The 11,524-nt window shown below is 57.4% G+C and carries 11 protein-coding genes; 2 read left to right on the plus strand and 9 right to left on the minus strand.

Annotation, left to right across the window (positions count from 1 at the left end; translation table 11 throughout):
• Position 1: 1 nt before the first annotated feature.
• The 4 genes from livG to C8D90_RS07990 form a co-directional block, all read right to left on the minus strand.
• Entirely contained in the window at positions 2-769 is a 768-nt protein-coding gene (gene livG, locus C8D90_RS07975; RefSeq protein ID WP_115457917.1) for a high-affinity branched-chain amino acid ABC transporter ATP-binding protein LivG, read from the minus strand.
• Positions 766-2,037, minus strand: a complete 1,272-nt coding sequence (locus C8D90_RS07980; protein ID WP_115457918.1) for a high-affinity branched-chain amino acid ABC transporter permease LivM — start codon at positions 2,035-2,037, stop codon at positions 766-768. The genes livG and C8D90_RS07980 overlap by 4 nt, the downstream gene beginning before the upstream one ends.
• Entirely contained in the window at positions 2,034-2,960 is a 927-nt protein-coding gene (gene livH / locus C8D90_RS07985) for a high-affinity branched-chain amino acid ABC transporter permease LivH (RefSeq protein ID WP_115457919.1), read from the minus strand. The genes C8D90_RS07980 and livH overlap by 4 nt, the downstream gene beginning before the upstream one ends.
• A 108-nt stretch (positions 2,961-3,068) precedes the next feature.
• Positions 3,069-4,181, minus strand: a complete 1,113-nt coding sequence (locus C8D90_RS07990) for a branched-chain amino acid ABC transporter substrate-binding protein (protein WP_115457920.1) — start codon at positions 4,179-4,181, stop codon at positions 3,069-3,071.
• Between the two features lie 441 nt (positions 4,182-4,622).
• Here C8D90_RS07990 and panM point away from each other — a divergent pair, with 441 nt between their 5' ends.
• Entirely contained in the window at positions 4,623-5,021 is a 399-nt protein-coding gene (gene panM / locus C8D90_RS07995; RefSeq protein WP_115457921.1) for an aspartate 1-decarboxylase autocleavage activator PanM, read from the plus strand.
• Between the two features lie 31 nt (positions 5,022-5,052).
• The gene (gene rnz / locus C8D90_RS08000; RefSeq protein WP_115457922.1) at positions 5,053-5,967 is read left to right on the plus strand and encodes a ribonuclease Z; all 915 of its coding nucleotides are present in this window, start codon (positions 5,053-5,055) and stop codon (positions 5,965-5,967) included.
• Between the two features lie 49 nt (positions 5,968-6,016).
• On the opposite strand, the gene C8D90_RS08005 is transcribed toward rnz, so the two are convergent.
• The 5 genes from C8D90_RS08005 to rpoH all read right to left on the minus strand — a co-directional run bounded on the left by C8D90_RS08005 (position 6,017) and on the right by rpoH (position 11,410).
• A complete protein-coding gene (locus C8D90_RS08005; protein ID WP_115457923.1) occupies positions 6,017-7,306 on the minus strand; it encodes an MFS transporter in 1,290 nt (429 codons plus the stop codon).
• Positions 7,307-7,361: 55 nt separating this feature from the next.
• A complete protein-coding gene (rhmD, locus tag C8D90_RS08010) occupies positions 7,362-8,579 on the minus strand; it encodes an L-rhamnonate dehydratase (protein WP_115457924.1) in 1,218 nt (405 codons plus the stop codon).
• Positions 8,580-8,598: 19 nt separating this feature from the next.
• Positions 8,599-9,501 carry a dihydrodipicolinate synthase family protein gene (locus tag C8D90_RS08015; protein ID WP_115457925.1) on the minus strand — a complete coding sequence of 301 codons (903 nt, stop codon included), beginning with the start codon at positions 9,499-9,501 and terminating at the stop codon, positions 8,599-8,601.
• Positions 9,502-9,511: 10 nt separating this feature from the next.
• On the minus strand, positions 9,512-10,279 hold the full coding sequence (locus C8D90_RS08020; RefSeq protein ID WP_115458182.1) for an IclR family transcriptional regulator: 768 nt from the start codon (positions 10,277-10,279) through the stop codon (positions 9,512-9,514).
• A 276-nt stretch (positions 10,280-10,555) separates the two neighbouring features.
• On the minus strand, positions 10,556-11,410 hold the full coding sequence (gene rpoH / locus C8D90_RS08025; protein WP_115457926.1) for an RNA polymerase sigma factor RpoH: 855 nt from the start codon (positions 11,408-11,410) through the stop codon (positions 10,556-10,558).
• Positions 11,411-11,524: the final 114 nt, after the last annotated feature.

Here is an 11,524-nt window from a genome sequence, read left to right on the forward strand (position 1 = left end):
TTTATTCCCCCAGATAGGCCCGGATAACATCAGGATGGTTGCGGATCTGCTCCGGCGTTCCCTGTGCCAGCGGCGTTCCCTGATTCACAACGTAAATACGGTCGGAAATTCCCATAACCAGCTTCATGTCGTGTTCAATCAGCAACACCGACACCTTATGTTTGTCGCGTAATTCCACGATCAGATGGTCCAGTTCCTCGGTTTCTTTCGGGTTCAGGCCCGCAGCCGGTTCATCCAGCATCAACAGTTCCGGGCGCGTCACCATGCAGCGCGCAATCTCCAGGCGGCGCTGCTGACCATAAGCCAGGTTCCCCGCCTGGCGGTTGGCGAACGCCAGCAAACCGATGCGCTCCAGCCACTCGGCGGCGTGATCCAGCGCGCCGCGCTCCGCCTTGCGGAAGGCGGCGGTTTTCAACAGGCCGGAAAATACCCCGCTTTTGAGATGCTGATGCTGCGCCACCAGCAGGTTTTCCACCACCGTCATCTCACGGAACAGGCGCACGTGCTGGAAGGTGCGCACCACGCCCATACGGGCGATCTGCTGGCCGGAAAGGCCTTCCAGATGACGATCGCGCAGCATAATCGTGCCGCTGGTCGGGCGGTAAAATCCCGTCAGGCAGTTAAACACCGTAGTCTTCCCTGCGCCGTTCGGACCGATCAGGGAAACAATCTCCCCTTCGTTCAGCGTCAGCGCCACGTTGTTCACCGCCAGCAGGCCGCCGAAGCGCATGCACAATCCGTTGGCCGAAAGTAAGGCTTGTCCGCTCATGCTTCGCCTCCTTTCTGCGTCATCTTCAGCTGTGGCCGTTTCATCGGCAACAGGCCCTGCGGACGCCAAATCATCATCAGTACCATCAAAGCGCCCAGTAACAACATGCTGTATTCATTCAGATCACGCATCAGCTCACGCGAAACCACCAGCAAAATCGCCGCCAGAATCACCGCCAGCTGCGACCCCATCCCGCCCAGCACCACGATAGCCAGCACGAAGGCCGACTCGACGAAGGTGAACGATTCCGGGCTGATAAAGCCCTGACGCGCGGCGAACAGCGTTCCGGCAAAACCGGCGAACGCAGCGCTGATGGTAAACGCCGTCAGCTTGATTTTCGTCGGGCTCAGACCCAGCGAACGGCAGGCGATTTCATCCTCGCGCAGCGCTTCCCACGCCCGGCCCAGCGGCATGCGCAGCAACCGGTTGATGATAAACAGCGTCAGCACCACCAGCAGCAACGCCACCAGGTACAGGAAAATGATGCGATCGCCCGGATCGTATTTCAGGCCGAAGAAATCGTGGAATGTTCCCCAGCCGCCGTCGCGCACGCTGCGGCTGAACTCCAGCCCGAAGAAAGTCGGTTTGGGGATCTGGCTGATCCCGTTAGGCCCGCCGGTGATCTCGGTATTATTCAGCAGCAGGATACGCACGATCTCGCCGAAGCCGAGCGTCACAATCGCCAGGTAGTCCCCGCGCAGGCGCAGCACCGGGAAGCCCAGCAGCAGGCCGAACAGCGCCGCCATACCGCCCGCAATCGGCAGGCTGACCCAGAAACCGAAGCCGTAATAGTGGTTCAGCAGCGCATAGGTGTAAGCGCCGATGGCGTAGAAACCGCCGTAGCCCAGCACCAGCAGGCCGGAAAGCCCGACCACCACGTTCAGCCCCAGGCCGAGCATGACGTAAATCAGCGTCATGGTGGCGATATCCACGGTGCCGCGCGACACCACGAACGGCCACGCCACTGCGGCAACCAGGATCAGCGCCAGCATGATTTTCTGGCGCGGCGTCGAACCGTCAAAACTCGGCAGCACGAACGACGCGCGCGATGACACACGCTGCATGCCTTTCTGCCACAGCGGGCGCAGAATCTGAAACAAAAACACCACGCTGCAGCCGATGAAAATCCACTGCCAGCGGATATCCCCCGCCGCGCCAACCACCAGCCTGGTGCCGTCCAGACGCAGTTGTACGCCCATGAAAAACGCCGACAGAATAAACATCATCACCGTGGCGATCACGGCGTTGACCAGATTGAGTTGCTTCATACTTTCTCAACCTCCGGACGTCCCAGAATCCCGGTCGGCATCACCAGCAGCACCACGATCAGCAGCGCGAAGGAAACCACGTCTTTATATTCGGTGCTCAGGTAAGCGGAAGTGAGCGCTTCCGCCACGCCCAGCACCAGCCCGCCGATCATCGCTCCCGGAATGCTGCCGATGCCGCCCAGCACCGCGGCGGTAAAGGCCTTCATCCCGGCCATAAAGCCGATGTAGGGGTTAATCACGCCGTAAAACTGGCCCAGCAATACCCCGGCCACCGCCGCCATAACGGCGCCGATCACGAAGGTCAGCGAAATCACGCGGTCGGTGCTGATGCCCAGCAGGCTGGCCATTTTCAGGTCTTCCGCGCAGGCGCGACAGGCGCGGCCCATGCGTGAATAACGGATGAACAGGGTCAGCGCCAGCATCGCCAGTACCGTGACGACCCAGATGATCAGTTGCATGGTGGAAACCGTGGCGGCGAAGCCGTTGCTTTCCCCCAGCACCCACTGGCCGGTGACCAGGCGCGGCAGCGCCAGATCGCGCGATCCTTGCGTCAGGCTGACGTAGTTTTGCAGGAAAATAGACATCCCGATGGCGGAAATCAGCGCAATCAGGCGCTTGGAAGTTCGCACCGGCCGGTAAGCCACCCGCTCAATGCTCCAGCCATAGGCGCTGGTAATCACGATCGCGACGATAAAAGCGGCGCCAATCAGCAACCAGCTCGCATCAATCCCCATCATCATCAGGGCGGCGATCACGATAAAAGAAACGTAACTCCCGATCATGTACACCTCGCCGTGGGCGAAGTTGATCATGCCGATAATGCCATACACCATGGTGTAACCGATGGCGATCAGCGCGTAGGTGCTCCCCAGCGTCAGGCCGTTGAACATCTGCTGGATAAAATAGAGAAACTGCTCGGACATACCCCATCCTTATACTACAAGGGTGTTTTTCACTAATCGCTCCCCTCCCTGCCTTCCCTGGCAGGGGAGCTGACTTCCTGACGCTTTCCCGCGCGGGAAAATGCGTTTTTATTTCACCGGCGTAGAAGAGCCATTGGCATGCCATTCGAAGATGCCGAACTCAAAGCCTTTGAGATCGCCCTTCTCATCCCAGCTCAGCGGCCCCATAACGGTATCCACTGATTTGGCCTTGAGATCTTTGACGATATCGGCCGGCTCCTGGCTGCCGCTGCGCTCCATTCCGGTAACCAGCGATTGCAGCGCGGCATAGGTGGTCCAGACGAACGGCCCGGTCGCATCCTGTTTCTTCGCCTTCAGCGCGTCAACAATCGGCTGGTTTTCCGGCACCTGGTCATAACGTTTCGGCAGGGTGACCAGCATGCCTTCAGAAGCGTCGCCGGCGATGTTAGAGAGAGAGGAGTTACCCACGCCTTCCGGTCCCATGAAATGCGCCTTCAGGCCGGCCTGCTTGGCCTGACGCAGGATCTGCCCCATTTCCGGGTAGTAACCGCCGAAGTAAACGAAATCGACGTTCTCTTTCTTCAGCTTGGCGATCAGCGTGGAGAAGTCTTTGTCGCCGGCGGTCACGCCTTCAAACAGCACCGGCTTCACGCCGGATTTTTCCAGGCTGTCCTTCACGGAGCGCGCCAGGCCTTCACCGTATTGCTGCTTGTCGTGCACCACGGCGATGCGCTGCGGCTTCACCACGTTAAGAATGTACTTCTCCGCCGTCGGCCCCTGATCGGAGTCCAGACCGGTGGTACGCATGATCATTTTGTAACCGCGGGTCGTCAGATCGGCATTGGTCGCCGCCGGCGTGATCATAATGATGCCTTCATCTTCATAGATGTCGGAGGCCGGCTGGGTAGACGAGGAGCAGAGGTGCCCGATGACGTAGCGAATACCATCATTCACCACTTTGTTCGCCACCGCCACGGCCTGCTTCGGGTCGCAGGCGTCGTCGTATTCCACGCCGACCAGCTTGTTGCCGTTCACGCCGCCTTTGGCGTTAATGTCGGCAATGGCCTGACGCGCGCCGGTGAATTCCATGTCGCCGTACTGGGCGACCGGACCGGACATCGCGCCCACGATCGCGACCTTGATATCCTCTGCCATCGCACCGCCGCTGATTGCCAGTGCGATGCAGCCGGCCAAAAATGCCTTACCCTTTTTGATACTCATCCGTTCATTCCCCATTTTTCGTTGTGGTGTTGTGTGTTTGCGTTGTTATCGGATTTATTGTGCTGCCTTTTTATTGAAACACATATTTAACAAAATGCATTTTTACGTATAAGAAATAACGAATTACATGCAAATTTCATGATATTTACAAATAAGGCTTTATTTTTCATGTTATTAAACAGGAGTTTTATTCTGTAAATCAAATCAATCAGGCAGAAACAAGCGATGTAAACAGGAGAAAAGTCGGATTAATGGGGTAGCATTTCCCACTAGTTTAGCAAGATAGTCTATTGATCAAATCAATTACCAAATTTTTACTCTGAAAAAGGGGGAAGGGATAAAAATATTACTCTCGCAAGTTGTACAGAAAAAGTTACACGACCTGACCACCCGCCTCCTTTACAATAATCACAGCGATTTTTCCTCAGCACAGGGAATCACATGAAGCTAACTATTGAACGTTTGAATGTCCTGACGCCGGACGATTGCCGTGATTTGGCGAAAATCTGGCCGGAGCAATCCCCGTCGTCCTGGCAGTCATGGCTGGATCAGGGCGATGCCCTGTTCGCCGCCCGCTTTAATGAGCGCTTACTCGGCGCGGTAAAGGTCAAAGCCGATGTGAAAAGCGGCATCGCCGTTCTGCACGATCTGTGCGTACGTGAAGTGACGCGCCGTCGCGGCGTCGGGCTTTATCTGGTAGAGGACACCCTGCGTCAGGTGCCGCAGATCAACGCCTGGCAGCTTTCCGTCGCCGGATTGCCGCCGGCGCAGCGCGATGAGCTGGGCCACTTTATGCTGGCCTGCGGCTTCACGCCCAGGGGCGACATTTGGCAGAAATAGCGTCGAAACAGAACGGAAAGGCGGTAAAGACATGGAACTGATTTTTCTGGGCACCGGGGCCGGCGTTCCGGGCAAAGAGCGCAACGTCAGCGCCCTCGCGCTGAATTTGCAGGCGGAGAGAGGCACAACCTGGCTGTTTGACTGCGGGGAAGCCACCCAGCACCAGATTCTGCGCAGCCCGGTCAAAGCAGGTAAGCTGGAGAAGATATTCATCACCCACCTGCACGGCGACCATATCTTCGGCCTGCCCGGCCTGCTCAGCAGCCGTTCGATGAACGGCGCGCGCGACCCGCTGACGCTGTACGGCCCGCCCGGCATCAAAGCCTTCATCGAGAGCGCGCTGACGCTGAGCGCCTCCTTCCTGACCTACCCTCTGGACGTCGTTGAGATTGAAGCAGGCGTGGTTTTTGCCGATGCGCAGTTTACCGTTACCGCCCTGCCGCTGACGCACGGCGTTCCCAGCTTCGGCTACCGCATCGAAGAAAGCGATAAGCCCGGCGCACTGGACTCCGCGCGGCTGGCGGCGGACGGTATTCCCGCAGGTCCCTGGATGCAGCACCTCAAGCGCGGCGAGAGCGCTACGCTGCCGGACGGTCGCCTCATCGATGGCGCAGAGTACCTCGGGCCACCGCAGAAAGGCCGCGTGCTGGCCATTTTCGGCGATACCACCCCAACGCCCAACGCCGCAATACTGGCCCGCGACGCGGACGTCATGGTTCATGAAACCACGCTGGAAGCCGCAATGGCGGAACAGGCCAACCGCCACGGCCACTCCACCACGCATCAAACGGCCAGCGCCGCCCGGGACGCCGGGGCAAAGAAACTCATCATCACCCACTTAAGCGCCAGATACGATCGGGAAGGCGCTGAGAAGCTGAAAGCTGAGTGCCGCGAAATATTCCCGAACACGGAGCTGGCCCACGACTTCGACATATTCAGCCTCTAATAACCGCTATCCCCCGCCGGCGGAATCCGTGCGGGGGAGCATAACTGAATTACGCGGCCTTTACTGGTGCCGCCGTATCCCGTGTTCCGCGCTTTAGCGTCATAATCGCCACCACGCCAATCAGCGTAATGCCGCACAATACCAACAGCCCGGCGATGTTATTTCCGAACCAGTTATCCGCCGCGACGCGAATCTGCGGCGCCAGAAATCCGCCGATCGCCCCGAACATATTGATGAACCCGATCCCTGCCGCCAGCGCGCTGCCGCTCAGCAGCATGGTCGGCATCGTCCAGAATACCGGCTGCACCGCAATGAATCCGATCGCCGCGAAGCACAGCGCGACAATCGCCAGCGCCGGTGAAGAGGTCAGCGCGGACGCGCCGATCCCCAGCGCCGCCACCAGTAACGTCATCCCCGCAACATTACGCAGCGCGCCGCTCTTATCTGCATAGCGCGGAATGTAGTAAGTGCCGAACATGGCCGCCACCCAGGGAATCGCCGCGACCAGCGAGGCCGTAAACCCGACTTTGGTGCCCAGCAGGCTGGCGACCTGCGTCGGCAGGAAGAAAATCAGGCCGTAAACGCTGATCTGGATAATCAGGTAAATGATACCCAGGTGCCACACCGCCGGAATCTTCAGGCCCGCGCGAATGCTGGAGGTTTCCTTTTTGCTCTCCTCTGCCGCCATTTCCGCCATCAACGCCTGCTTTTCCTGAACGGTCAGGAAACGCGCCTTCGACGGCTCATCATCCAGATACCAGAAGGTCCATATCCCGGCGGCCACCGCCAGCAGCCCCTCAATCACGAACATCCAGAACCAGCCGGGATGCCCCGCCAGGCCGTGCATTTCCAGCAGCGCGCCGGAGAGCGGGCTGCCCAGCGTCAGCGCCAGCGGCGCTCCCAGGTAGAACAGCCCCATGACCGAAGCACGGCTTTTAAGCGGGAACCACAGCGAGGTCAGGTAGATCATGCCGGGGAAGAACCCGGCCTCCGCCGCGCCCAGCAGCGTGCGAACCAGCAGGAACTTGAATTCGGTATCCGCAAAGGCCATCGCCGAGGATAAAACCCCCCAGGCCAGCGTGGTGCAGCCAATCCAGGTTTTCGCCCCAAACTTCTTCATTAATAAATTCGCCGGTGCGCCCAATAATGCGTAGGCGACGAAAAATATCCCTGCCCCCAGGGCATATGCTTCGTTACTTAATCCGGTATCGATCTGATATGACTCTTTAGCAAAGCCGATATTTGCCCGATCCAGAAAAGCTAATATATATAACGAGAGCATGAAAGGGACTAAACGCCAGCGGGTCTTATTTACCGCCGTAGTTAATTGCGCTGTCATAATTCAAACCTCTGAATGCAGCCCGGTAATTAATCAATACCGGGCTGACGCTTTATTAATGAGTATAAGGACGGGTTAATTTACAGGCCGGATTTAATTCTACGCCGAAACCCGGCTTATCCAATACCGATTTATGCATCCGGCCATTTACCGGCACCGGCTCATCTAACAAAATGGGATCAAACTGCGGGCGCATATGATCCGAATTTGGCGCCGTCATTAAAAACTCACTGAACGGCGTATTGGTAAACGTAATTACCGCATGATGAGAATAAACTGATGAACCGTGCGGCACGACCAGTTGCCCGCGCGACTTGGCGATCGCCGCCACCTCCAGCAGGGTGGTCAGCCCGCCGCACCAGCCCACGTCGGGCTGCATGATATCAATGCCGGTTTCCGACAGCGTGCGGAACGACTCCAGCGTGCCGTGATGCTCGCCGGTGGTCACCAGCATCCCGGCCGGTACGTTGCGCTTCAGCTCGCGATACCCTTCGTACTGCTGCGGCGGCAGGCACTCTTCAATCCACTTCAGGTTATACGGCGCGCAGGCATGGGCGACCTTGGTGGCGAAGTTGACGTCCATCGACATCCAGCAGTCCAGCATCAGCCAGAAATCCGGACCGCATTTCTCACGCATATCGGCAACCATCTTCGCCGTTTCACGCACGCCGTGATCCCCTTCGTGCGGGCCATAGTGCGTCGGCATCTTGCCGCCGATAAAGCCCATCTCTTTCGCTAAATCAGGGCGCGAACCGGTTGCGTAGAACTGGATCTCATCACGTACCGCGCCGCCCAACAGCTTGTAGACCGGCAGATCGGTGCATTTCCCGAACAGATCCCACAGCGCCAGGTCGATACAGGAAATCGTGTTCATCACCAGGCCGCCGCTTCCGGCATAAAACATGGTGGCGCGCAGCATTTGATCGTGAATCAGTTTAATATCAGAAACACAGCGTCCTTCAATAAAACGGTTCAGGTGTTTTTCAACAATAAAACAGCCCATTTCCCCGGCGGTAGAAACGGCAAAACCTTTAATTCCATTATCCGCTTCTACTTCCACCACTAAAGTCCCCAGTACATTAATACCGAATGACTGACGGGATTGTTCATATTCTTTATATTTACTCATCGGCGTACAAATTTTATCGTCGATCCAATGTTTCTCCTGTTGATCGTGATAATCGGCGCCGCCCGATCCTTTTTCCGCCGTTGCACCGCCCATAAAATAGGCCCGGATCTTTTTTATCTTCGGCAAGTTTCTCGACTGCAACATAATAAGACTCCGTCATTCATTATTTAAGTAGGGTTAATAGTTTTTCTATTTCTTGTTTCAGAGGGTGTCGGGTTTGTTCTATCTTTTCTTTCAGCTCATTTGTCAGGGGAACCTGCGGGTCGCCCATCGCAAAACCGCGCAGTTCCATCGCCAGCTTGTAACCCAGCGGAAACGGCAGGGCGGACATCATCATCATTGCCGGCATCGCCGCCAGCTGCAGCGCCAGCGCCTCTTCCCGCTTCTGCCCGCGGAACAGGTCGTAAATGCGGCGCATCACCTCCGGCAGAACGCCCGCTGTGCCGGTCACGCTGCCGGCTGCGCCCGCGCACAGGGCGGCGTAGAAAAACTCCTCGCGCCCGGTCATCACGCGGAAATCCGCATCCGCACGCGGGCACAGCGCCAGCATCTTCATCAGCATCACCGCCTCCCCGCCGGAGTCTTTAATACCGACGATATTGGGATGCGCGGCCAGCTCCGCTACCATTTCCGCACTGAGCGGGTCGGCGAAGAACGGGATGTTATACAGGCACAGCGGCAGCTCTGCGGCGTCGGCAATCTGGCGGAAGTAGACCAGATGCCTTTCCGGCTCGTAGTGATAAAACGACGCCGGCATCAGCACCACCCCGGCAGCACCGGCCCGGCGCGCACACACGGCCAGCTCAATGCTTTCCTGCGGCGTGGTGGCGGGAATGCCCGCCCATACCGGCACCCGGCCGGCCGCCTGCGCCGTCACGGTTTCAATCACCCGGCACTTTTGATCGAGGGTCATATAACCGGCTTCACCCACCGAACTGACGGGAAACAGCGCGGTCAGCCCGCCGTCGATCTGAAAGTCGACAATGCTTTTCAGCACCGCCGTATCCGGTGCGCCCTCTTTCCAGGGGGTTAACATGGCGCTGATCACGCCAGAAGGTCGTTGCATAATGTTCACCTTATTCTTTGTATCCCAGCGCCCTGGAAATCGCCCAGGCACGTTCTTTCACTTTTCCCGCCAATGCGTCCAGGTTTCCCGGGCCGATTTGCAGGGTGGTTCCCACGATGGAAATCGCCGCCGTCACCTCACGCGCGGCGTTGAACACCGGCGCGCTGATGCAGCGGATGTTGGCGACATCCTCTTCGTTGTCATAAGCCCAGCCGGCCTGGCGGATACGCTGCAGTTCGTCGCGCAACTGCTTTTCGCCGGTGATGGTGTTCGGCAGGCCGGGTTCAAAGGTAATGGAAGCGATTAACGCGTCCTGATGATCGCGTTCGGTCCAGGCCAGCAGGCATTTTCCCAGCGAAGAACGGCACAGGGAGAGGCGTTTGCCTTCCCAGGTCCGCACCTGAATACTGGACTGGCTTTCTACCTTAATCAGGTAGATGGGCGCATCGCCGTCCAGCACGCCAAGGTGGCACAGGTGGCCGGTGTCCTGCATCAGCGCGGTAAGATGCGGCATCGCCACCGTACGCAGGTCCAGTTGGCGGGAAACCTGGCTGCCCAGCTCAAGCAGCTTCAGGCCGAGGCGGTAATCACCGTCTTTCCCCTGCGTCAGCAGGCGCTGGTATTTCAGCTCCTCCAGCAGCAGGTATACCGTGCTCTTCGGCACGCCCAGTTCGCTGACGATCACGTTTGCTGAACAGTGCCCGCGCGCAGAGACAATATCCAGAATCGCGATAGCCCGTGATAACGCCGGAACTTTTGATTTATGAACCCATTCCATCATGTTGGAATCCATTCTTGAATGATGGATCATTTATAAAACGAATGTGTTTCGGGTTAAAAGCACGTCAAACCATTGCTGTGAGCGCCTTCGCTCAAAATCGTCATATTCCAACTGAGTGGAAAATCGGGGGAATTTGGAGAGGGAAACGCGGGAATTCAGGTCCAGCGAGATGGACGAAAGGGTGATAGTGCGAGGGAATGATGCCTCTCATGAAACGCCCATAAAAAAAGCGATGCCCTCACGCGCATCGCTTTTTTTTGCAACAGGAAAAACTTACGCTTCGATAGCCAGGCGCAGTTTTTTCATGGCATTTTTCTCCAGCTGACGCACACGCTCAGCGGAAACGCCGTACTGATCGGCCAGCTCCTGCAAGGTCGCCTTGTTTTCATCTTCCAGCCAGCGGGCGCGGATGATGTGTTGGCTGCGCTCGTCGAGCGACTCCATCGCCGCGCTCAGTTTGTCAGCGGCATGGTTTTCCCAGTTGTCTTCTTCAATACCGTTGGCGAAATCGGAAGACTTGTCCTGCAGGTAGAGAACCGGCGCGACCGGCGTATTGTCGCCGTCGTCGTCGGAGGACATATCGAACGCCATATCTTGCGCCGACATGCGGGACTCCATCTCCAGAACGTCTTTTTCAGACACACCCAGCTCGCGGGCAACCAGTTCGACTTCGTCCTGATTGAACCAACCGAGACGCTGCTTGGTTTTGCGCAGATTAAAGAACAACTTACGCTGGGCTTTGGTGGTCGCCACCTTCACAATACGCCAGTTACGCAGCACGTATTCATGAATTTCAGCTTTGATCCAGTGCACGGCGAACGAAACCAGGCGTACGCCCATTTCCGGATTGAAGCGGCGCACCGCTTTCATCAGGCCGATATTGCCTTCCTGAATCAGGTCAGCCTGCGGCAACCCATAACCTGAATAGTTACGGGCTACATGAACAACAAAGCGCAGGTGCGACAGGATCAGCTGCTTGGCGGCATCCAGGTCACCCTCGTAATGCAGCCGTTCACCCAGTGCCCGCTCTTCCTCCGCACTCAGCATCGGATAGGCGTTGGCGGCGCGGATATACGCTTCCAGACTGCCCTGGGGAACTAAGGCTAAAGTTTGCATTTCTTTGGTCATTCAAACCCTCTCAATGATATAAACAGTCCGTACCCGTCGTTCCCGGACTCGCCCGTATGTACAGCGCTGAGCCCGAATCACTAGCACGATTCTGCAAAATTTGACCGCGAGCGC

Origin of the sequence: Enterobacillus tribolii, assembly GCF_003363015.1 — a bacterium.
Classification (GTDB): Bacteria; Pseudomonadota; Gammaproteobacteria; order Enterobacterales; family Enterobacteriaceae; genus Enterobacillus; species Enterobacillus tribolii.

Excerpts from the sequence above, each read along its gene's own strand:
- livG (WP_115457917.1), bottom strand. The coding sequence starts at position 769 with ATGAGCGGACAAGCCTTACTTTCGGCCAACGGATTGTGCATGCGCTTC.
- C8D90_RS07980 (WP_115457918.1), bottom strand. The coding sequence starts at position 2,037 with ATGAAGCAACTCAATCTGGTCAACGCCGTGATCGCCACGGTGATGATG.
- livH (WP_115457919.1), bottom strand. The coding sequence starts at position 2,960 with ATGTCCGAGCAGTTTCTCTATTTTATCCAGCAGATGTTCAACGGCCTG.
- C8D90_RS07990 (WP_115457920.1), bottom strand. The coding sequence starts at position 4,181 with ATGAGTATCAAAAAGGGTAAGGCATTTTTGGCCGGCTGCATCGCACTG.
- panM (WP_115457921.1), top strand. The coding sequence starts at position 4,623 with ATGAAGCTAACTATTGAACGTTTGAATGTCCTGACGCCGGACGATTGC.
- rnz (WP_115457922.1), top strand. The coding sequence starts at position 5,053 with ATGGAACTGATTTTTCTGGGCACCGGGGCCGGCGTTCCGGGCAAAGAG.
- C8D90_RS08005 (WP_115457923.1), bottom strand. The coding sequence starts at position 7,306 with ATGACAGCGCAATTAACTACGGCGGTAAATAAGACCCGCTGGCGTTTA.
- rhmD (WP_115457924.1), bottom strand. The coding sequence starts at position 8,579 with ATGTTGCAGTCGAGAAACTTGCCGAAGATAAAAAAGATCCGGGCCTAT.
- C8D90_RS08015 (WP_115457925.1), bottom strand. The coding sequence starts at position 9,501 with ATGCAACGACCTTCTGGCGTGATCAGCGCCATGTTAACCCCCTGGAAA.
- C8D90_RS08020 (WP_115458182.1), bottom strand. The coding sequence starts at position 10,279 with ATGGAATGGGTTCATAAATCAAAAGTTCCGGCGTTATCACGGGCTATC.
- rpoH (WP_115457926.1), bottom strand. The coding sequence starts at position 11,410 with ATGACCAAAGAAATGCAAACTTTAGCCTTAGTTCCCCAGGGCAGTCTG.